The sequence below is a fragment of the Burkholderia gladioli genome, assembly GCF_000959725.1.
GTDB lineage: Bacteria > Pseudomonadota > Gammaproteobacteria > Burkholderiales > Burkholderiaceae > Burkholderia > Burkholderia gladioli.
The window spans coordinates 4186040-4205903 of sequence record NZ_CP009323.1 but is presented as its reverse complement, the minus strand read 5'-3'; the positions used below and the strand labels follow the sequence as shown (position 1 = coordinate 4205903).

At 68.2% G+C, this 19864-nt stretch carries 19 protein-coding genes; 9 read left to right on the top strand and 10 right to left on the bottom strand.

The features are described from left to right. The first annotated feature begins 12 nt into the window (after positions 1 to 12). The 6 genes from BM43_RS35410 to BM43_RS35385 all read left to right on the top strand — a co-directional run bounded on the left by BM43_RS35410 (position 13) and on the right by BM43_RS35385 (position 4908). The gene (locus BM43_RS35410; protein ID WP_025096711.1) at positions 13 to 840 is read left to right on the top strand and encodes an aspartate/glutamate racemase family protein; all 828 of its coding nucleotides are present in this window, start codon (positions 13 to 15) and stop codon (positions 838 to 840) included. A gap of 215 nt (positions 841 to 1055) precedes the next feature. Then, positions 1056 to 2009 carry an allantoinase PuuE gene (gene puuE / locus BM43_RS35405; protein ID WP_036051157.1) on the top strand — a complete coding sequence of 318 codons (954 nt, stop codon included), beginning with the start codon at positions 1056 to 1058 and terminating at the stop codon, positions 2007 to 2009. Next, positions 2006 to 2527, top strand: coding sequence for a 2-oxo-4-hydroxy-4-carboxy-5-ureidoimidazoline decarboxylase (gene uraD, locus BM43_RS35400; protein WP_036051159.1), 522 nt, complete (start codon positions 2006 to 2008; stop codon positions 2525 to 2527). The genes puuE and uraD overlap by 4 nt, the downstream gene beginning before the upstream one ends. A 105-nt stretch (positions 2528 to 2632) precedes the next feature. After that, a complete protein-coding gene (gene alc / locus BM43_RS35395; RefSeq protein WP_036051161.1) occupies positions 2633 to 3646 on the top strand; it encodes an allantoicase in 1014 nt (337 codons plus the stop codon). After that, positions 3643 to 4155 carry an ureidoglycolate lyase gene (locus tag BM43_RS35390; RefSeq protein ID WP_036051163.1) on the top strand — a complete coding sequence of 171 codons (513 nt, stop codon included), beginning with the start codon at positions 3643 to 3645 and terminating at the stop codon, positions 4153 to 4155. Before alc ends, BM43_RS35390 begins: the two co-directional genes overlap by 4 nt. A gap of 195 nt (positions 4156 to 4350) precedes the next feature. Continuing rightward, a complete protein-coding gene (locus BM43_RS35385; RefSeq protein WP_036051164.1) occupies positions 4351 to 4908 on the top strand; it encodes a sugar O-acetyltransferase in 558 nt (185 codons plus the stop codon). A gap of 119 nt (positions 4909 to 5027) precedes the next feature. Here the strand turns inward: BM43_RS35385 and BM43_RS35380 are convergent, their stop codons facing one another. After that, entirely contained in the window at positions 5028 to 6221 is a 1194-nt protein-coding gene (locus BM43_RS35380; RefSeq protein ID WP_013698384.1) for a urate hydroxylase PuuD, read from the bottom strand. A 65-nt stretch (positions 6222 to 6286) separates the two neighbouring features. Then, entirely contained in the window at positions 6287 to 6640 is a 354-nt protein-coding gene (uraH, locus tag BM43_RS35375; protein ID WP_036051167.1) for a hydroxyisourate hydrolase, read from the bottom strand. A gap of 485 nt (positions 6641 to 7125) precedes the next feature. Here uraH and BM43_RS35370 point away from each other — a divergent pair, with 485 nt between their 5' ends. Further along, positions 7126 to 8553, top strand: coding sequence for an 8-oxoguanine deaminase (locus tag BM43_RS35370; protein ID WP_230676270.1), 1428 nt, complete (start codon positions 7126 to 7128; stop codon positions 8551 to 8553). A gap of 84 nt (positions 8554 to 8637) precedes the next feature. On the opposite strand, the gene BM43_RS35365 is transcribed toward BM43_RS35370, so the two are convergent. Then, positions 8638 to 9567, bottom strand: coding sequence for a LysR substrate-binding domain-containing protein (locus BM43_RS35365; protein WP_013698381.1), 930 nt, complete (start codon positions 9565 to 9567; stop codon positions 8638 to 8640). Positions 9568 to 9800: 233 nt separating this feature from the next. Then, complete coding sequence (locus BM43_RS35360; RefSeq protein ID WP_013698380.1) at positions 9801 to 10010, bottom strand: dodecin; 210 nt, start codon at positions 10008 to 10010, stop codon at positions 9801 to 9803. A 78-nt stretch (positions 10011 to 10088) separates the two neighbouring features. Between BM43_RS35360 and BM43_RS35355 the strand changes: the two genes are divergently transcribed. Beyond that, positions 10089 to 11009 carry an NAD(P)-dependent oxidoreductase gene (locus tag BM43_RS35355; RefSeq protein WP_172535110.1) on the top strand — a complete coding sequence of 307 codons (921 nt, stop codon included), beginning with the start codon at positions 10089 to 10091 and terminating at the stop codon, positions 11007 to 11009. A 144-nt stretch (positions 11010 to 11153) separates the two neighbouring features. On the opposite strand, the gene BM43_RS35350 is transcribed toward BM43_RS35355, so the two are convergent. From BM43_RS35350 to BM43_RS35335, 4 genes are all read right to left on the bottom strand, one after another. Then, positions 11154 to 11591 (bottom strand): hypothetical protein, encoded by a 438-nt coding sequence (locus tag BM43_RS35350; protein ID WP_013698378.1) that lies wholly within the window; start codon positions 11589 to 11591, stop codon positions 11154 to 11156. 406 nt (positions 11592 to 11997) lie between these two features. Next, entirely contained in the window at positions 11998 to 12438 is a 441-nt protein-coding gene (gene mscL, locus BM43_RS35345) for a large conductance mechanosensitive channel protein MscL (protein ID WP_036040068.1), read from the bottom strand. A gap of 234 nt (positions 12439 to 12672) precedes the next feature. Further along, positions 12673 to 13920: a tetratricopeptide repeat protein gene (locus BM43_RS35340; protein WP_036051174.1), complete on the bottom strand. Its 1248-nt coding sequence runs from the start codon at positions 13918 to 13920 to the stop codon at positions 12673 to 12675. A gap of 88 nt (positions 13921 to 14008) precedes the next feature. Continuing rightward, positions 14009 to 14689, bottom strand: a complete 681-nt coding sequence (locus tag BM43_RS35335; protein ID WP_013698375.1) for a PspA/IM30 family protein — start codon at positions 14687 to 14689, stop codon at positions 14009 to 14011. A gap of 533 nt (positions 14690 to 15222) precedes the next feature. On the opposite strand from BM43_RS35335, the gene BM43_RS35330 reads away from it, so the two are divergent. Further along, positions 15223 to 17742, top strand: coding sequence for a penicillin-binding protein 1A (locus tag BM43_RS35330; RefSeq protein WP_013698374.1), 2520 nt, complete (start codon positions 15223 to 15225; stop codon positions 17740 to 17742). A gap of 134 nt (positions 17743 to 17876) precedes the next feature. Here the strand turns inward: BM43_RS35330 and BM43_RS35325 are convergent, their stop codons facing one another. Together BM43_RS35325 and BM43_RS35320 are read right to left on the bottom strand one after the other, a co-directional pair. Beyond that, positions 17877 to 18413 (bottom strand): DUF3574 domain-containing protein, encoded by a 537-nt coding sequence (locus BM43_RS35325; RefSeq protein WP_080741929.1) that lies wholly within the window; start codon positions 18411 to 18413, stop codon positions 17877 to 17879. Between the two features lie 402 nt (positions 18414 to 18815). Next, positions 18816 to 19838, bottom strand: coding sequence for a threonine/serine dehydratase family protein (locus BM43_RS35320; RefSeq protein ID WP_036051177.1), 1023 nt, complete (start codon positions 19836 to 19838; stop codon positions 18816 to 18818). Positions 19839 to 19864: the final 26 nt, after the last annotated feature.

Below are 19864 nucleotides of genomic sequence, written 5' to 3'. Positions count from 1 at the left end.
TCCGGAGACGACATGAAGATCAAGCTCATCAACCCGAACACCACGCAGCGCATGACCGAGGCGATGGGGCGCTGCGCGCGCGAGGTGGCCAACGCGGGCACGGCCGTGGTGGCGGTCAGCCCGACCATGGGGCCGCCCTCGATCGAGAGTCATTACGACGACGCACTCGCGGTGCCGGGGCTGCTGGCCGAGATCGCGGCCGGCGAACGCGATGGCTTCGACGGCTACGTGATCGCCTGCTTCGGCGATCCGGGCCTGTACGCGGCGCGCGAGATCGCGCGCGGGCCGGTGATCGGCATCGCCGAGGCCGCGATGCACGCGGCCAGCGTGCTGGCGCCGGGCTTCTCGGTGGTGACCACGCTCTCGCGCACGCGCGGCCTGGCCTGGCACCTGGCCGAGCGCTACGGCATGCAGCGTTTCTGTCGCAACGTGCGCGCCACCGACGTGGCCGTGCTCGAACTCGACCGGCCCGGCTCCTCGGCGCGCCGCCTGATCGTCGAGGAATGCCGCCGCGCGCTCGACGAGGACGGCGCCGAGGCGATCGTGCTGGGCTGCGCCGGCATGGCGGAGTTCGCGCATGAAGTGGAGCAGGCGATCGGCGCCCCGGTGGTGGAGGGCGTGACGGCCGCGCTCAAGTGGGTCGAGGCGCTGGTCGCGCTGCGGCTGGCCACGGCCAAGCGCGGCGAGTACGCGCGCCCGATCGAGAAGCGCTACGACGGCGAATTCGCGCGTTTTGGCCCCGATGCCGAGGGCCTGCCTGCCGGCGTTCCAGGCGCCGCCGGCAGCGCCGCGAGCGGCCAGGCGGCCGCCCCGCGCGGCGCGGCCGCCACCACGGCCTAGCGCATGCGGCGAGCGCACATACACCGGACGTGACCCGCACTATCCGTTTGGCTGTATGGGCGCTCCCAGGCCTTTTCGCTACACTGGCCCAACCCTCGCATCGGCGCGCCGCGCCGCCTGATCCGCCGCTGATTCATCGCCTGATCCGCCGCCGATTTGCTGCCGGTTTGCCGATGCGAGCACCCTCAAACCCGGGTCTTCATTCGCATCCAACCATGTCACATGATTCCCACTATCCGCGCGACCTGATCGGCTATGGCCGGCACCCGGTGCAGGCCAACTGGCCGGGCCGCGCGCGCGTCGCCGTGCAATTCGTGCTCAATTACGAGGAAGGCGGCGAGAACTGCGTGCTGCACGGCGATGCCGGCTCCGAGCAGTTCCTCTCCGAGATCGTCGGCGCGGCTTCCTACCCGGCGCGCCACATGAGCATGGAGTCGATCTACGAATACGGCTCGCGCGCCGGCGTCTGGCGCATCCTGCGCGAGTTCGAGAAGCGCGGCCTGCCGCTCACGGTGTTCGGCGTGGGCATGGCGATCGAGCGGCACCCGGAGCTGGGGCGCGCCTTCGTCGAACTCGGCCACGAGATCGCCTGCCACGGCTGGCGCTGGATCCACTACCAGGACATGTCGCCCGAGCGCGAGGCCGAGCACATGCGGCTCGGCATGGAGGCGATCGAGCGCGTCACGGGCGTGCGCCCGCTGGGCTGGTACACCGGGCGCGACAGCCCGAACACGCATCGCCTGGTGGCCGAATACGGCGGTTTCCTGTACGACTCCGATCACTACGGCGACGATCTGCCGTTCTGGATGGAGGTGCCCGTCACGGGCGGGGCGAGCCGGCCGCAACTGATCGTGCCGTACACGCTCGACACCAACGACATGCGCTTCGCGACGCCGCAGGGCTTCAATACGGCCGATCACTTCTTCCATTACCTGCGCGACGCCTTCGACGTGCTCTACGAAGAGGGCGGCGAGGCACCGAAGATGATGTCGATCGGCATGCATTGCCGGCTGCTCGGGCGGCCGGGGCGGTTCCGAGCGCTGCAGCGCTTCCTCGATCACATCGAGCAGCACGATCGCGTCTGGGTCACGCGCCGCGTCGATATCGCGCGCCACTGGCGCGAGCATCATCCGTATTCCACCACCAACCGAGGCGACGAGGCGGCATGAAGGCGATGCAATACACCTTGGCAGAACTGAACGAAATGGCGGAGGACGCGTTCGTCGCCGCCTTGTCGGGAATCTTCGAACATTCGCCCTGGGTGGCCGAGGCGGCGGCGGCGGGGCGCCCCTATGCCAGCATCGCGGCGCTGCACGCGGCGATGTCTGGCGTGGTCGACGCGGCCGGCGGCGAGCGCCAGCTCGCGCTGGTCAATGCCCACCCGGAGCTGGCCGGCAAGGCGGCGGTACGCGGCGAGCTGACGGCCGAGTCGACGCGCGAGCAGAGCGGCGCGGGGCTCGACCAGTGCAGCCAGGCCGAGTTCGACAAGCTGCAGTCGCTCAATCGCGCCTATCGCGAGAAATTCGGTTTCCCCTTCATCCTGGCCGTGCGCGGCTACGACCGTCACGGCATCATCGCGAACTTCGAATCGCGCGTGGCGAACACGCGCGAGCAGGAGCTGCGCGCGAGCCTCGAGCAGATCGCCCGGATCGCGCGGTTCCGGCTCGACGACCTGATCGACGCCTGAGTTTCGCCCCGCGGTGCACGGCTCGGGCCGCGCGCCGCGGCGCTCCAGTCGCGCCCGTTTCGGCGGGCGCCGCTCTTTTCACGAACTTCCCATAAGGACCTCATCATGGCCATTCCGCTGCTCGATCCCAATGCTCCCGAATTCACGCGTCGCTACGTGAACCTGGCCGATCCGCGTCTGGGGGCGCAGGCACTCGAGGCGAGCGACGACTTCTTCGCGCCGAAGGAGCGGATGCTGAACCCGGAGCCGGCCGTGTTCATCCCGGGCAAGTACGACGATCACGGCAAGTGGATGGACGGCTGGGAGACGCGCCGCAAGCGCACCACCGGCTACGACTGGTGCCTGGTGAAGCTGGCGCGCCCTGGCGTGATCAAGGGGCTCGACCTCGACACCAGCCATTTCACCGGCAACTTCCCGCCGGCCGCCTCGGTGCAAGCCTGCTACCTGCCCGACGGCACGCCGAACCAGAGCACGCACTGGGTCGAGATCGTGCCGTCCACCACGCTGCAGGGCAATAGCCACCATTACGTGGCAGTCGACGACAGCACGCCCTACACGCACCTGCGCGTGAACATCTATCCGGACGGCGGGATCGCGCGGCTGCGCGTCTATGGGCAGCCGAAGCTCGACTGGGAAGGCGCGAGCCGCAGCGAGCTGTTCGACCTGGCCGCGATGGAGAACGGCGGCCACGTGATTGCCGCCAACAACCAGCACTTCGGGCTGGCCTCGTCCATCCTGCTGCCGGGCCGCGGCGTGAACATGGGCGACGGCTGGGAGACGCGGCGCCGGCGCGAGCCGGGCAACGACTGGGCGATCATCGCGCTGGCACGCCCGGGCGTGATCCGCAAGGTCGAGGTCGACACCGCGCACTTCAAGGGCAACTATCCCGATCGTTGCTCGATCCAGGCGGCCCACGTGACGGGCGGCACCGACAGCTCGCTGGTCACGCAGGCGATGTTCTGGCCGGTCCTGCTCGGCGAGCAGAAGCTGCAGATGGACAAGCAGCATTATTTCGAATCGGAACTGGCCGCGCTCGGCCCCGTCACGCACGTGCGCCTGAACATCATCCCGGACGGCGGCGTCTCGCGTCTGCGCATCTGGGGCACGCTCGGCCAATGAAGACGCTGACCATCGAAGCGCTGACGCGCGCGGCGTTCGCGCCCTTCGGCGATGTGATCGAGACCGAGGGCGCCAGGCAGATCCCGATCAATCTCGGCACCACGATCCGCTTCCACGATCTGGCCCGGGTGGATGTCGCCGAGCAGGGCGGCCACACGCTCGTCAACCTGTTTCGCGGCCAGCCGCGCGCGTTGCCCTTCGAGGTGAAGATGCTCGAACGGCATCCGCTCGGCAGCCAGGCCTTCCTGCCCTTGTCGGAGCGGCCTTACCTGGTGGTGGTCGCGCCGGCCGGCGAACTCGATCCGGCGCAGATTCGTGCCTTCGTCTCGAACGGCTGGCAGGGCGTGAACTACGCGAAGGGCGTCTGGCACCATCCGCTGATCGCGCTGGGCGAGGTCAGCGATTTCGTGGTGGTCGATCGCGGCGGGGAAGGCTCGAACCTGAACGAGCAGATGCTCGAGGAATCGCTGTGGCTAACCGAGGAGGCGCTGCATCACGTCGCTGCCTGAGCATGGCGAGGGCGGGCGAGCGAGCCTGGGAGAAACGCGGTAGCACCAAGCAGCGCAAAGGCCTTGCGGACCGAAGGGTTCGCAAGGCCTTTTTGTTGGCGTCGACCTTCGACAGGCGAGCGGCCGCCGGGATGCGGTACAGTTTCCTGCCGGATATCGATGCGGTCAGGCAATGGCGAGCAAAAAGGACAGGGAATGAGCGACGACGGACGAACCAGGACGATTTCAAGGGGAACGCCGGAATCCGCGGCGATGGTGGCGAGCGTCAAGCGCGCGATGGCGATCACGGCGGCGCTCAACCGATTGACGTTCGACGATGCGGATGCGGTCCGCGCCCTGTTCCGCGAACTGATCGGCAAGCCGGTCGACGACGGTTTTTCATTGATTCCGCCGTTCTATTCGACCGGTGGCACCGATATCCGTGTCGGCCGCCAGGTCTTCATCAACCAGAACTGCACCTTCTACGACCTCGGCGGCATCGACATCGGCGATCAGGTGATGATCGGCCCCAATGTCAGCATCCTCACCTCAGGCCATCCCGTCGAGCCCTCGCGGCGGCGCAGCGGCGTGGTGGCCAAGCCGGTGGTGATCGAGAACAACGTCTGGATCGGCGCCGGCGCGATCATTCTCGGCGGCGTGACGATTGGAGAAAATTCGGTGGTCGCCGCGGGCGCGGTCGTCACGCGCGACGTGCCTCGCGATACGCTGGCGGGCGGAAACCCGGCGCGCGTGATTCGCTCGATCGCCGAATAAGCGCATCGCGCGAGCCGCGTCGGCCATCGTCGTGCGCCGGCATCCAGGAAGCACGGAACAAAAAAGGGCTCGCGAATCCGCGAGCCCTTCCTTTTCAAGCCGTCGAAACGACCGGCTGCCTACTTCGCCGCCCCCGCCTCGAACCACGCCGCGATCTTGGTGCGCTCGTCGTCGGTCATGTGGGTGACATTGCCGATCGGCATCGCCTTCAGTTGCACGGCCTGCTGGTAGATGCGCTGCGCGTTCTGCGCGATCTGCTCGGGCGTGTCGAACATCACGCCGGCCGGCGCGCTGCCCATCATGGTCGGCTTGGCCGAGTGGCAGGCCACGCAGCGCTGCTGCAGCACCGGCTCGATATCCTTGATCGAGAGCTTGGGCAGGTTGGCCGCCTCGGCCTGCGGCGCGACCGGGCGCGGCATGGTCCAGACAAGGGCCAGCAGCATCAGCGCGACGCCGCCCAGCGGCAGGTACCAGAGCTGCTGGCCGCGGTGGCGCATCACGAAGAACTGGCGGATCAGCGCACCGGCCAGCATGATGATCACCAGCACGATCCAGTTGTACTGGTTGGCGTAGGTCATCGCGTAGTGGTTCGACAGCATCGCGAACACCACCGGCAGCGTGAAGTAGGTGTTGTGCACCGAGCGCTGCTTGCCGCGCTTGCCGTAGATCGGGTTCGGCGTCTCGCCCTTGAGCATCTTGTCGACCATCTTGCGCTGGCCGGGGATGATCACGAAGAACACGTTGGCCGACATGATGGTGGCGAGCATCGCGCCGACGATCAGGTAGGCCGCGCGGCCCGAGAAGACATGGCAGGCCAGCCAGGCCGCCAGCACCACGTAGAGGCCGACGAAGGCACCGAGCAGGCGATCGCGGTTGCCGAGCAGGCGGCAGGCGCAGTCATAGACGATCCAGCCCGCCATCAGGAAGCCGAGCGCGGCCGACACGGCCACCACCGGCCCCATGTCGAGCACGTTGCGGTCGATCAGGTAGGTGTTCGGCGCGAGCAGGTAGAGCACGAAGAACAGGCCGAAGCCGGACATCCAGGTGGTATAGGAAGGCCACTTCGACCAGTGCAGGTCCTCCGGCATCTCGGGCGGTGCGACCGTGTACTTCTGCATGTTGTAGAAGCCGCCGCCGTGCACGTGCCAGAGCTCGCCGAACACGCCGCGCTGGCGCTGGTTCGGATCCTTGGGCGGCTTGAGGCTGTTGTCGAGGGCGACGAAGTAGAACGATTCGCCGATCCAGGCGATCGCGCAGATGACGTGCAACCAGCGAATCGCGAGATTCAGCCAGTCGGTGATGAAACCTTCCATGAAACTCCTCCAGACAGACTCGAGTCCTTGTTATCGAATGTGGGGCGGGCAGGGCCGATGCGTTGTCAGCTGCCGCGATATGTGCTGTAGGACCAGGGCGAGACCAGCAGCGGCACGTGGTAGTGCGCGTCGGGGTCGGCCACGCCGAAGCGCAGCACCACGCGGTCGACGAAGCGCGGCGCCGGCAGCTCGACGCCCAGCGCGGCGAAATAATCGCCGGTATGAAACACCAGTTCGTATTCGCCGGCGAGCAGTGCCTCGCCTTCGAGCAGCGGGCGATCGCAGCGCCCGTCGCTATTGGTGGTGGCGGTGAGCAGCGCGCGGCGCGTGTCGCCGTCGATCGCATGCAGTTCGATGCGGATATCGGCACCGGGGCGGCCGTGCGCGGTGTCGAGTACGTGGGTAGTCAGCTTTCCCATTCGCTTGGTCCTTGTGTGAATGCGAAGAGTAAACGCGGCCTCGATCCAGGGATGGCGGCGGATCGAGGCTCCACGTCGGTGGCTACATACCCGTCGGCGGATCGAAGCGAGCGCCGAGTCGCCATTTTAAGAATGCCGGGGACGCGAATCGGCCGCGATAGCGAAGATAAGCCGTCGCGCATGAGCGGCGGGGCCATGCCGGGCGGTCGATTCGCTGGCCGGCGCATCGGATCCAACTTATCCCATCATATTGTCGGCGTGAAGCGCGGTATTCGACGACAAGCCTTGCATTCGGGACGCGCCTGCGCGATGCTCGACCGGCTCGCACGCGGCCCGGCCGCGCGGCGAGCCCCGAAGACGGCGAGCAAGCCGGGTAACCGGGCCACGGGCGTTCGACAGGACGCGGCGGCACGGTTTTCGGCGCCGCCGCTCCCGGTCGGATGCCGCCAGGCCGCCCAGGCGGCGCCACCGAACGGAGAACCACCATGCAGGACCCGATCGCGCGCCATGCCGCGCAAGCTTCCTCCTCCTTGCATTCCAACGCCGGCCGCCCCGGCCGCACGTTGCTGGTACGCCATGCCGAGGTGCTGGTGACGATGGACGGCGAACGGCGCGAAATCCGCGATGGCGGCCTCTACGTCGAGGACAACCGGATCGTCGCGGTCGGCCCGACCGACACGCTGCCCGAGACGGCCGACGAGGTGCTCGACCTGCGCGGCCACCTGGTGATCCCGGGCCTGGTCAATACCCATCACCACATGTACCAGAGCCTGACGCGCGCCGTGCCGGCCGCGCAGGACGCCGAGCTGTTCGGCTGGCTGACGAACCTGTACCGGATCTGGGAGAACCTGACCCCGGAGATGATCGAGGTCTCGACGCTGACGGCGATGGCCGAGCTGCTGCTCTCGGGCTGCACCACCTCGAGCGACCATCTCTATCTCTATCCGAACGGCGCCCGGCTCGACGACAGCATCGGCGCCGCGCAGCGGATCGGCCTGCGCTTTCATGCCAGCCGCGGCAGCATGAGCGTCGGCCAGCGCGACGGCGGCCTGCCGCCCGATTCGGTGGTCGAGCGCGAGGACGCGATCCTCGCCGACACGCAGCGCCTGATCGAGACCTGGCACGACGAGGCACGCTACGCGATGTTGCGCATCGTGGTGGCGCCGTGCTCGCCGTTCTCGGTGAGCCGCGACCTGATGCGCGAATCGGCGAAGCTCGCACGCGCGCATCGCGTCTCGCTGCACACGCATCTGGCCGAGAACGTCAACGACCTCGCCTACAGCCGCGAGAAATTCGGCATGACGCCGGCCGAATATGCCGAGGATCTCGGCTGGGTCGGCCCCGATGTCTGGCACGCGCACTGCGTGCAGCTCGACGAGGCCGGCATCGCGTTGTTCGCGCGCACCGGCACGGGCGTCGCGCATTGCCCATGCTCGAACATGCGGCTCGCCTCGGGCATCGCGCCGGTGCGCCGGATGCGGCTGGCCGGCGTGCCGGTCGGGCTCGGCGTGGATGGTTCGGCCTCGAACGACGGCGCGCAGATGGTGGCCGAGGTGCGCCAGGCGTTGCTGTTGCAGCGGGTTGGATTCGGGCCGGATGCGATGACGGCGCGCGAGGCGCTGGAGATCGCCACGCTCGGCGGCGCGCGCGTGCTCGGCCGCGACGACATCGGCGCGCTGGCGCCGGGCATGGCCGCCGATTTCGTCGCCTTCGACCTGCGCCAGCCGCTGTTCGCCGGCGCGCTGCACGACCCGGTCGCCGCGTTGGTGTTCTGCGCGCCGTCGCAGGTGGCCTGGAGCGTCGTGAACGGGCGGGTGCTGGTGCGCGAGGGACAGCTCGCGACGGTCGATCTCGGGCCGCTGGTGGAGCATCACAACCGGCTCGCGCGGCAGTTGCTGGAGGCGGCGCGCTGAAGCGGATTCGGACAATGCTCGCGGCGCGCACCGCGCCTCGCGTGGCCGGACACGCGCCGAGGCGCTGCCGGCCGCGCAGGCGCTTCAGGCGTCGATCAACGTGCGGGTGGCCTCGGCCACCAGGCTGCGCAGCCAGCGCACCTCGTCCGAGTAATGGCAGCGTTCGTGCCAGAGCTGGTAGTACTGCATCGGCGGGAAATCGAGCGGGGCGGGCACCACCGACAGCGGCAGGAATTTCGCGTAATGATCGGCGAACAGCCGCGTGGTGGTGAAGATCAGGTCCGACTTCACCAGCACATAGGGCGCCAGGTTGAAGTAGGGCAGCGTGACGACCACGTGCCGCTTGAGCCGCTCGCGCGCCAGGTGCACGTCGATCGCGCCGCGCTGGCCGACCGAGTAGGGCGTGGGCGCCAGGTGCGGCGCGTTCAGGTACTGGTCGAGCGTGAGCCCGCCGCGCTTGGCGAACGGATGCGTGTTGCTCATCAGGCAGACGATCTTGTCGACGAACAGGTTCGACAGGTGGAGCTGCTCGGGCGGCTCGGGCCAGTTGCCGATCACGATGTCGAGCTTGCCGTCCTCCAGCGCCAGCTCGTAGTCGAAGGCGGGGCCGAGCGAATGGAATTCGAGCGTCGCGTTCGGCGCCGCGTGGCGGAAGCGCTCCACCACGGTCGGCACGAACAGCACGTTCAGGTAGTCGGGGCAGCCGATCCGGTAGCAGCGGATCGAGGTGGCCGGATCGAAGTTGTGCTGCTGGAACTTGATGCGCTCGATCTCGCGCAGCGCGTTCTGCACCGGCTCGAGCAGGCGCAGCCCGTATTCGGTCGGGACCATGCCCGACTTGCCGCGCACCAGCAGCGGATCGCCGGTGATGTCGCGCAGCCGTCGCAGCGCGGCGCTGATCGCCGGCTGCGACTGGTTCAGCTTGACCGCCGCGCGTGTCACGCTGCGCTCCATCAGCAGCGTGTGCAGGACGCGCAGCAGGTAGGTGTCGATCGCCTCGCGTTGTTGGCTCATGTTTTCTCCGGGTTATATATCTTCAGGCTGATCGATGGATCATGGGGATATATGATTTTTAATATGGACAGAAATGAGCGTCAAGCGGGCGTAAACCGCAGTAGAGCGGGGTTTCGAGATATTCGAAGAGGAATAGCGCCGTGACGGGATCGTCGACGGCGGTGCGATCCGGAGGCGCGGCACCTCGCTGTCGAGGTGTCGCGCGCAAGACCGCAGTGGCGAAGCAGCGGGGTTCAGTCGTCGAGGCGGACGCCAACCTTCAGCGTGACCTGCCAATGCATGACCTGGTCGCCCTCGATATGGCCACGCGTTTCGATCACCTCGAACCAGTTCAGGCCATGCAGTGTCCTGGCGGCCTTGGCGATGGCGTTGCGGATGGCATCGTCGCTCGATTTCTGCGACGAACCGGTGAGTTCGATCAGCTTGTAGACATGGTCGCTCATGATTCCTCCGGAGTCAGTGGACGCATGCGCGAGAGCCGGCAGCGCTGCCGAGCGCCCGCGCATCTAGGAGTGATCGGTATGATGGGCGCCGAGTTCAATTCGATTGCGGGGAACGACGTGGAAGCAGGATTTTGCGGGCCGGGACTGATGGGCGCGCCGATGATTCGGCACTGGCTGCGCGCGGGGCACCAGGTGCAGGTCTGGAATCGCACGCGCGCCAGGGCCGAGGTGCTGGCGGCCGAGGGCGCCAGCGTGGCGGATACGCCGCGCGAGATGGCCGGGCGGGTCGAGACGGTGATGCTGTGCGTGCTCGACGCGGCCGCGGTCGGCGAAGTGGTGTTCGGCGCGTATGGGCTGCTGTCCGGCGAACCGGAGCGGCGGCGCCTGCGCCGGATCGTCGATCATTCCTCGATTCCGCCGGCCGCCACGCGCGACTACGCGGCGCGCGCCGCGCAAGCGGGGGTGGCCTGGATCGACGCGCCGGTCTCGGGTGGCGTGCCGGGCGCGCAGGCCGGTACGCTCGCGGTGATGGCGGGCGGCCCGGCCGACGAGGTCGAGGCGGTTCGTCCGCTGATCGCCGCCTATGCCTCGCGACTTACGCACCTGGGCGAGGCCGGCGCGGGACAGACGGCCAAGCTCTGCAACCAGGCGATCGTCACCGCCACGGTGGCCGCGATCGCCGAGGCGGTCGGGCTCGCCCAGGCCAGCGGCATCGATGCCGCGCGGCTGTCCGAGGCGCTGGCGGGCGGCTGGGCCGATTCGGTGCTGCTGCAGACCTTCGTGCCGCGCATGACCTCGGCCGGGCACGCGCCGCTCGGCGCGCTCTCCACCTTCAGGAAGGATGCCGAAACAATCGCCGATGCCGCGCGCGAGGCGGGCGCCGCGATGCCGGTGGCGGGCGCCGTCCAGCAATTGCTGCGCCTGGGTTCGGCGATGGGCCTGGCCGATGCCGACTTCTCGGCCTTCATCGATATCGTGCGCCCGGGCGGGCGCGCCTGAGGGACATTGCGCAAGGGGATGGCGGCGCGTCGCCGTCGTCGTGCTCGCCGCGCGGCGGGAGCGCCGGCAGGCGACCTGGATCGTCAGCCGATACGAAGCGGGCCGCGGTCCTGATCGACTCGCGGCCCGTTCAGGTCCGGCGGCTCAGAGCGAGCGGGGCGTGGTGTCGCCGGCGTTCTGCCGGCTCGCGCTGCGCTCGCCCGCCGGGCCGCCGGCGAATTCCGGCAGGATGCGGGCCCGCGCTCGGCTGGCGAACACCAGGAAACCGAAGCCGTTCGCCTCGTACCAGTAGCCGCCGTTCTCCAGCCCGTCGAGCGGCTGCTCGAGCGCGTGGCTGATCGACTCGACGCAGCGCTTGCGCAGGTCGGCGATGGCGGGATAGGGCGGATGCGCACCGCGCACGGTGCAGAGCAGGACGTCCAGACCCGGCAGCACGTGCGCGTACAGCACCGGCTCGTCCTGAGCCCTGGCGCGCGCGATCTTGGTATCGAGCTGGGCGAACGGTTTCGCATGGCGCAGGACGGCGAGAAACGACTCGTGACCGTCGTCCTGCCCGCGTCGGCGTTTTTTCGGAAAGGACATAAACACTCGCGTCAAAAACGATTGCAAGATTTGTGGCTTTGTCATGCGACCCACCCCCAAACCGGCTCGAGCGCCCGCATGCCGATCTTTTATAGCATACGAAAATGCCGGCTTCACGAAGTTCGACGCGACGGCTTCGAGCGAGCCGCGATACGCCGGACAGCTGAATGCCCACGATCGTCATGTCGGCGCTGTTTGCGCCTGTGTAATGTCATTGCTAGCTTCATGATAGTCCCGCGAACGCGGCGCGTGCAGGCCTGATTCATAAAAAAGCCTTGTTTCGGTGGCCGAATCGATGAGTGTTTTCCCGCGTATCGCCGCACGATTTTCGCGTGCGCCGCACAAAAGAGGACGCAAAAAAGCCCGCGCTCGGCGGGCTCGATCGGGCTGGAAGCGCGGTGGGTGATCAGCGGCGTTTCAGTTCGTCGCGAATCTCGCGCAGCAGCATCACGTCCTCGGGCGTCGGCGCCGGCGCGGCCGGTTCGGCCACTGCCGGGCGGCGCAGCTTGTTGATGAAACGCACCATCAAGAAGATGATGAAGGCCAGGATGATGAAGTTGATCAGCACGGTGATGAACGAGCCGTAGCCGAACAGGGCGACGCCCGCCGCCTGCAGATCCTTGTAGGAATCGGGATTGCCCTTGAAGCTGGCGGGGATGGGTCCGAGCTGAATGAACTTGTTCGAGAAGTCGAGGCCGCCCGTGACCACGCCGATCACCGGCATGATCAGGTCCTTGACGATCGAATCGACGATCTTCGAAAACGCGGCGCCGATGATCACACCGACGGCCAGATCCATCACGTTGCCCTTGACGGCGAACTCCTTGAATTCCTTGATCATGCTCATAAGCGGGTTGCTCCAGGGAAGGGGATAGAAGCGGGAATGTGCGGCGGCAAGGCCCGCACGGCGATGGCGGACATCATAACGAACCCGATCGGACACCGATAGTTCGTCTGAAAAATGTTAACAAAGTCCCGGCCTGCCGGCAGACCATGAAAAACGGGCCGTCGCCGGCCCGTTCGATGTTGCTGCTGCGCGCTCGCAGCCCGCGTTGCCCGGCATGATCCCGGGCAGGCGCCCTCAGCTGTTGTTCCAGTCGTCGTCGTTGCTGCCCAGGTCGACGCTGCCGCTGTCGCCGCTGTCGGTGCTCCAGCTGTCGCCCTGGCCGACATCGAAGCCAGCATCGTTCCCGCCGCCGTTGTTGCCGAGGTCGAAACCGCCGCCGCCCGAGCGCTGGCGCTGGTCGTCGACGATCACGTCGCGCTCGACCACGCGCTCGCGGCCGCCCGAGAGCGCCTCGCCGAGCAGCACGCCGGTCAGCAGGCCGCCCATCCCGCCGCCGAAGCCGCCGCCCTGCTGCACGATCACGGGCGGCTGCTGCGGTTGCGGCGGATACGGCGACTGCGGCGGATAGGGCTGGTACGACGGCGGATACGGCTGCTGTGGCTGGCTCAGGCGATCGGCCTCCTGAGCAAACACCGAACCCGAAGCGGCCGCCGGCGCGGCCGGTGCCGCGTTCGGATCGGGGCGGCCCTCGACGCGCGCCTTCAGGCTCGCGAAGCGGCGCTCGAGCTCCTCGACCTGGTACGGCGCCACCGGGCTCTTGCCTTTCGAGAGCGTCTCGACCAGGCCGAGCGCATCGCTCTCGACCGCCTCGATCTCGCCGGTCAACGCCGACGCGCCCGGTGCCGTGGAGATGCGCGCATCGAGCTTGAGCGGGCGCACCTCGTTGAGCAGGTCGGTGGCGCGCTTCAACTGCGCGCGCCGTTCGTTGTCGGCTTCCTGGTTGCCGGCCGCGCGCGAACGGTTCAGCGTGCGGCGCAGCACCAGCACGACCACCACGATCACGGCGATCAGGCCGAGCCAGGCGATCATGCCGGGGCCGTGATGCGCGGGCTTGGCGGCCGGCGCGAGCGAGGAAGTCTGCATCGCGCTCGGCGGTGTGGCGCTCGGCATCAGCGCGCCGCCGGCGGTGGCCGAGCGACGTTCGCCCGAGGCGCGGTTCGCGTCGGCGCGCAGCCTGGACTCGGTCTGCGCGAAGGCGCTCGGGGTGGTGAAGTGCAGCGTCGGATCGAGCGAGCGGGCGCGCTCGATCGCGGCCAGCGCGTCGGCCGGGCGGCCTTCGCGGTCGAGCACCTGGCCATACAGATAGTGGGCGCGCGCGTTGTCGGGATGAGCGGCGATGACCTGGCTGAGCTGGCTGTCGGCGCGTTGCCAGTTCTGCTGGTTGATCGACTGGATGACTTGCTGGAGCGAGGGCACGGCCGCGAACACGCTCGCCGAGGCGACGAGCAGGGCGATGCCGGCGGCAGCGACGAATTTCTTCATGATGGACCAGGCGGCGAGCCTGCCTCCTTGAGGGGAGAGGCCGCGCGGGCGGGAAGGTCCCGGCGCCGCGCGGCGGCCGGTGCGCGTGTTACTGCGCCGGCGTGTTCAGTTGCTTCTTCAGCGCTTCGAGACGATCGTCGACCGAGGGGCCGCGGTTCAGCGCGGCGAGCTTGTCGTCGAGCGCCTTGCCGCTGTTGTTGTCGGCCGAGTTCAGGCGCGCGTCCGAGCGTGCGTTCGACAGCGCGACCTTGTCCTCCAGCTTCTGGAAGTCGGCCGACAGGTCCTTGCCGCCGATCCCGCCCAGCGCGGTGGCCGCAACGTCCTTGGCCTGCGCGATTTCCTGCTTGGCCTGCAGGATGTTCGAGCGCGTGTTGAGGTCGTTGCGGCGCTGGCGCATGTCGGCGATCTGCGCCTTGAGCTTGTCGACCGACGGCTCGAGCGCCTCGAGTTCGTGCGCGAGCGCATCGCGCTCGACCTCGGCGTTGGTCTGCGCCGTCAGCGCCTCGCGGGCCAGCGATTCGTCGCCCGATTGCAGCGCGCGCTTGGCGCCGTCCTCGTACTTCCTGACCTTGTCGGCGGCCGCGTCGCGCTTGCTGCGCTGGGTGGCCACCTGGGCTTCGATCTCGATCAGCGAGTTCTCGGCCCGGGCGATGCTGTCGTCGAGCTCCCGCACGATCTGGCGTGCGTCGCGCGACGGATCCTGCACCGAGTCGGCCGCGTCATTCAGCAGGCCCTTGAGCGTGCGCGAAACAGAGTCGAAAAGCGACATGAAACCCTCCATGGATGAAAAACGAAGTGGTCGGCGACCACCTCAGCCGCGCGGCGCGTTCGCGCCCGACATGCCGGCGGATATTACACCACCGGATCGCTTAAACGCCGCTTAAACACGGCGTTTTGCGGGGGAGCGCAGCTCGCTTCGCGCGACGGGAAAATACGGTCGAGGCGGCGAATTTCCAAGGGGCGAACACAGATGGATACAATGCTTTCGCGACTGAAAGCCTCGTCGTGCAGACAAGCGTGCCCGAAGCGCCGAAGCGGGCCATCGAGATGGGCACTGAATCGCGTCGCGCGCCCCAGGACGGGGCAAATAGAGGAAATTCTTACAAAAAAACGCCGGGACGCCGGGGCGATTTCATTAAAATGCGCTGTCACGTCGCGGGAACGGATCCCTGCGTGCCGGGGTCTGTCGACGTGCTACGCTCCATCCTCATCGCGTAAAGCCTGACGTATCGATCCACACGCGCGTCACTGCAGTCCAACCGCGCACGCCCACGGTGCCGCAGCCGCGCCCGCCATTCCGACATGCCGATCATCAAACGCCCGTCCGACTCCGAACCCAATTACAAGTTACGCCGCTCGCCTTCCGGTGCGTTCTACGCGGATGAGTCCGATCGCCATGGCGGCGGCGACCGGCGCGACCGCGACCGCGACGATCGTGAACCCCGCCGTCGCTCGATCGGCACGCGCATCGCGCTGTGGTTCGCCGGGCTGTTCGCGGTGGCCGGCGTGATCGGCGCGCTGATCGTCGGTTATGCGCTGGTGGTGATGGCCCCGCAGCTGCCCTCGCTCGACGCGCTGACCAACTACCAGCCGAAGGTGCCGCTGCGCGTCTACACGGCCGACCACGTGCTGATCGGCGAGTTCGGCGAGGAGCGCCGCAGCCTGGTGCGCTTCCAGGACATTCCCGACGTGATGAAGAAGGCGGTGCTCGCGATCGAGGACTACCGCTTCTACGAGCACGGCGGCGTCGACTTCGTCGGCATCCTGCGCGCCGGCGTGGCCGACCTGATGCACGGCGGCGCGCGCCAGGGCGCCAGCACCATCACCATGCAGGTGGCGCGCAACTTCTTCCTGTCGAGCGAGAAGACCTACACGCGCAAGATCTACGAGATGCTGCTCGCGTACAAGATCGAGAAGACCCTGAGCAAGGACCAGATCCTCGAGCTGTACATGAACCAGATCTACCTGGGCCAGCGCGCCTATGGTTTCGCCGCGGCCGCGCGCGTGTATTTCGGCAAGGACCTCAAGGACATCACGCTGGCCGAGGCGGCCATGCTGGCCGGGCTGCCCAAGGCGCCCTCGGCCTACAACCCGGTGGTCAATCCCAAGCGTGCCAAGGTGCGCCAGGAGTACATCCTGCAGCGCATGCGCGATCTCGGCTACATCACGCCGCAGCAGTATGACCAGGCCGTGAAGGAGGAGATCCACACGCGCACGCCGGGCAACCAGTACGCGGTGCATGCCGAGTTCATCTCGGAGATGGTGCGCCAGATGATGTACGCGCAGTACAAGGACGAAACCTATACGCGCGGGCTGACGGTCACCACCACCATCAACTCGGCCGACCAGGAAGCGGCCTACCAGGCGGTGCGCCGCGGCATCCTCGACTACGAGCGCCGTCACGGCTATCGCGGCCCGGAAGGCTTCATCGCGCTGCCGGCGCCCGGCGATTCGCGCGACGAGGCGATCGACGACGCGCTGGCCGACCATCCCGACAACGGCGACCTGCAATCGGCGGTGGTCACCGCGGCCTCGCCCTCGGCGGTGCAGGTGCAGTTCGTCGGCGGCGAGAGCGCCACCGTGAACGGCGCGAACCTGCGTTTCGTGGCGGCCGCGCTGAGCCCGCGCGCGAGCGACGCGCTGCGCATCAAGCCCGGCTCGATCGTGCGCGTCACCAAGGACAGCAAGGATGCCTGGCAGGTCTCGCAACTGCCGCAGGTGGAAGGCGCGCTGATCGCGCTGACGCCGCAGGACGGCGCGATCCGCTCGCTGGTGGGCGGCTTCGATTTCAACAAGAGCAAGTTCAACCACGTCACGCAAGCCTGGCGCCAGCCCGGTTCGAGCTTCAAGCCCTTCATCTACTCGGCCTCGCTCGAGAAGGGCCTGGGGCCGGCGACCATCATCAATGACGCGCCGCTGTACTTCCCGCCGAGCACGCCGGGCGGCACCGCCTGGGAGCCGAAGGACGACGACCAGCCCGACGGCCCGATGACGATGCGCGATGCGCTGCGCCGCTCGAAGAACCTGGTCTCGATCCGGATCCTGGCCTCGATCGGCACCAAGTACGCGCAGGATTACGTGACGCAGCGCTTCGGCTTCGATCCGGCCAAGACGCCGCCCTACCTGCCGATGGCGCTCGGCGCCGGGCTCGTCACGCCGCTGCAGTTGGCGGGTGCCTACTCGGTGTTCGCCAACGGCGGTTTCCGCGTCGATCCCTACCTGATCGCGGAAGTGGACGACGCGCATGGCCAGCCGCTGCAGAAGGCGCAGCCGGCGATCGCCGGCAGCAACGCGCAACGCACGATCGACGCGCGCAACGCCTACGTGATGAACAGCATGCTGCACACGGTGGCCACCGCCGGCACCGGCGCCGGTTCGAACGTGCTGGGCCGCGGCGACCTGCAGGGCAAGACGGGTACCACCAACGACGCCAAGGACGGCTGGTTCGCCGGCTACCAGCAGTCGCTGGTAGCGGTGGCCTGGATGGGCTACGACCAGCCCAAGAGCCTGGGCAGCCGCGAATTCGGCGCCCAGCTTGCCTTGCCGATCTGGGTCAACTACATGCGCACCGCCCTGCGTGGCGTGCCCGAGCAGCAGATGGCGATGCCCGACGGCCTGACCACCATCGACGGCGAACTGTACTTCGCCGATCACACACCGGGCAACGGCTTCGTCTCGAACGTCGACATCAACGAGGCCGGCAACCCGATCAATGCCAACGACGCGCTCGGCGCGGCGGGCGCGGCGGGTCTCACGCCGCCGCCGGTCACGCAGCAGGAACGGCAGCAGATCATGGACATGTTCGAGGGCAACAAGCCCTGACGAAAGCAGGTGCCCGCCGCGGCAGGCGGGCATCGCGAGAATTGGCGAAAGCCCGGCAGATCCTGCCGGGCTTTTTTTCGTCCCGGCGGTTTGCGCGGAAGCAACGGGATGCAGCCGCGCGGCGCGGGACGCGATCAGAACGACGCGCAGATATCCGTGACGAGCAGCCCGACCGATTGCTGCTGGAAGCGTTGCTTGTAGGCGTCGCGCACGTCGTCGAGCGCCTGGCGCGTGGTGGGGGTGGGCGGCGCGACCAGGCGGATCACGAAGGAGGCTTCGCGCACGATCGCGCCGGTTTCGCGATCGCGCCACTGTCCCTGCGTATCCCATTGCGTGAGGCCGTCGGGGAAGCGCGGCGTGACGATCTCGGCGACGAAGGCGCTGCGCTCGGCATCGGTGAGCGGGCCGCGGCCCGCGATATCGCGGCCGAACATCAGTTCGGCCTGCCAGGCGGGATGGGTGCCGGCCGCATCGCAGGCGGGCGGGTTGTCGGGCGAGGCGCCTGCCTGCGAGGTGGCCGGCAGCGGCGCGCAGGCGGCGAGCCAGCCAGCGCTCGACAACACGGCGGCGAGGCGCAGCGCGCGGCGTGCCGCGGGCGGGGAAGACGAGGCCGAGTTTGACCTCGGGCTCGACGCGGAAATCGGATCACGGCGGGACGGCTTGACGCGCATCGCGAGACTCCTTTCTTTGGCGAAGGCTGGACGGCGATACCGGTTCGCATGGCGCGGCGCACCGGCTCGTGCTGCGAGTCTGCTCTCGCGCGGGCAGACGGTCGACGGCCTCGACCGATGCTGCGCGATTTATCCACAGTTTGTGTTGAGATCCTTGTTGATAAGCCCGGGGAAGGCGCCCCAAGCCCTTGAGCGCACAAGGAATTTCCGGCGAGGATGCGGCACGGGCAGGGGCCGCGTCAAGCGCGGCGCGAAACCGGCCGCGGCGGCGCCCTGCGCATTTCGTGACCGATTCGAGGCAGCGCGGCGAAAGCCTGACCGATCAAGCACTTGGCTCGCTTGTCAGGCGCTTGTCCACAGGTTCTTCAACACAAGCTGGGGATATCGTCGCGCCCCTGGCGCTCAGTGGCCGCGCCGTGCGTCCTCGAGATGCGCGGCGAAGCGCGGTGCCTCGATGTTCGAGCCGGCCAGCAGCACGCCCACGCGCCGGCCCTGCAGGATTTCGCGCAGCGGCCCGAGCAGGGCCGCGATCGGCGCGGCGCAGGCAGGCTCGACGGCGGTCTTGAGATGCGTGAACAGGTACAGCATGGCCGCGCGCAAGGCCTCGTCATCGACCGTGACGAGCCGCTCCAGATGGCGCCGGCACAGCTCGTAGCTGTATTCCTCGGTGTGCGTGGCGGCGGCCAGCGCGTCCGCGATGGTGCGCGGCGCGCGCGCCTCGACCGGCCGGTTGGCCGCGAAGCTGCGGCTCATCACGTCGGCGCCGGTGGGCTCGACGCCATATACGCGCACCCGCGGATTGGCCAGCCGCAGCGCGGTGGCGAGGCCGGCCGCCAGGCCGCCGCCGCCGACCGGCACGATCACCGCGTCGAGGTCGGGTGCCTGGGTGGCCCATTCGTAGCCGAGCGTGGCGGTGCCGAGGATGGTGCGGTAGCCGTTGAAGGGGTGGATGAACTGCCGGCCTTCCTCGGCCTCGATGCGCCGCACCAGCTCGAAGGCGTCGGCACGGCCGGCCGCGAGCACCACCTCGGCGCCGTACTGGCGGCACAGCGCGAGCGGCGCGGTGCCGGCGCTGTCGAGCATCACCACCTTGGCGCTCAGGCCGAGCCGCATCGCCGCGTAGGCGACGGCGGTCGCATGGTTGCCCGAGGACACGCAGGTCACGCCGATGCGTTTTTGCGGCTCGCTCAGCGCCAGCAGGTTGGCGAAGGCGCTGCGCAGCTTGAAGCTGCCGCTGGCCTGCAGCAGCTCGAACTTGAGGTTGACGTGGGTGCCTTCCAGCGCCGGCAGGTCGGCACGCTCGAACACCGGCGTGCGCGAGACCCAGGGCGTCAGCGCGAAGTGCTCGGCGGCGATGTCGTCGAGCGTGGGGATCGGTTCGCCGTTGATGGCGGCGTGGGCGGTGGGGGGAGCAAGAGTCGACATGGCGGCGGGCGGGGCACCCGCCGCGA

Bases quoted from the DNA above. Each gene is read 5' to 3' on its own strand.
- BM43_RS35410 (WP_025096711.1), top strand. From the start codon at position 13: ATGAAGATCAAGCTCATCAACCCGAACACCACGCAGCGCATGACCGAG.
- puuE (WP_036051157.1), top strand. From the start codon at position 1,056: ATGTCACATGATTCCCACTATCCGCGCGACCTGATCGGCTATGGCCGG.
- uraD (WP_036051159.1), top strand. From the start codon at position 2,006: ATGAAGGCGATGCAATACACCTTGGCAGAACTGAACGAAATGGCGGAG.
- alc (WP_036051161.1), top strand. From the start codon at position 2,633: ATGGCCATTCCGCTGCTCGATCCCAATGCTCCCGAATTCACGCGTCGC.
- BM43_RS35390 (WP_036051163.1), top strand. From the start codon at position 3,643: ATGAAGACGCTGACCATCGAAGCGCTGACGCGCGCGGCGTTCGCGCCC.
- BM43_RS35385 (WP_036051164.1), top strand. From the start codon at position 4,351: ATGAGCGACGACGGACGAACCAGGACGATTTCAAGGGGAACGCCGGAA.
- BM43_RS35380 (WP_013698384.1), bottom strand. From the start codon at position 6,221: ATGGAAGGTTTCATCACCGACTGGCTGAATCTCGCGATTCGCTGGTTG.
- uraH (WP_036051167.1), bottom strand. From the start codon at position 6,640: ATGGGAAAGCTGACTACCCACGTACTCGACACCGCGCACGGCCGCCCC.
- BM43_RS35370 (WP_230676270.1), top strand. From the start codon at position 7,126: ATGCAGGACCCGATCGCGCGCCATGCCGCGCAAGCTTCCTCCTCCTTG.
- BM43_RS35365 (WP_013698381.1), bottom strand. From the start codon at position 9,567: ATGAGCCAACAACGCGAGGCGATCGACACCTACCTGCTGCGCGTCCTG.
- BM43_RS35360 (WP_013698380.1), bottom strand. From the start codon at position 10,010: ATGAGCGACCATGTCTACAAGCTGATCGAACTCACCGGTTCGTCGCAG.
- BM43_RS35355 (WP_172535110.1), top strand. From the start codon at position 10,089: ATGATGGGCGCCGAGTTCAATTCGATTGCGGGGAACGACGTGGAAGCA.
- BM43_RS35350 (WP_013698378.1), bottom strand. From the start codon at position 11,591: ATGTCCTTTCCGAAAAAACGCCGACGCGGGCAGGACGACGGTCACGAG.
- mscL (WP_036040068.1), bottom strand. From the start codon at position 12,438: ATGAGCATGATCAAGGAATTCAAGGAGTTCGCCGTCAAGGGCAACGTG.
- BM43_RS35340 (WP_036051174.1), bottom strand. From the start codon at position 13,920: ATGAAGAAATTCGTCGCTGCCGCCGGCATCGCCCTGCTCGTCGCCTCG.
- BM43_RS35335 (WP_013698375.1), bottom strand. From the start codon at position 14,689: ATGTCGCTTTTCGACTCTGTTTCGCGCACGCTCAAGGGCCTGCTGAAT.
- BM43_RS35330 (WP_013698374.1), top strand. From the start codon at position 15,223: ATGCCGATCATCAAACGCCCGTCCGACTCCGAACCCAATTACAAGTTA.
- BM43_RS35325 (WP_080741929.1), bottom strand. From the start codon at position 18,413: ATGCGCGTCAAGCCGTCCCGCCGTGATCCGATTTCCGCGTCGAGCCCG.
- BM43_RS35320 (WP_036051177.1), bottom strand. From the start codon at position 19,838: ATGTCGACTCTTGCTCCCCCCACCGCCCACGCCGCCATCAACGGCGAA.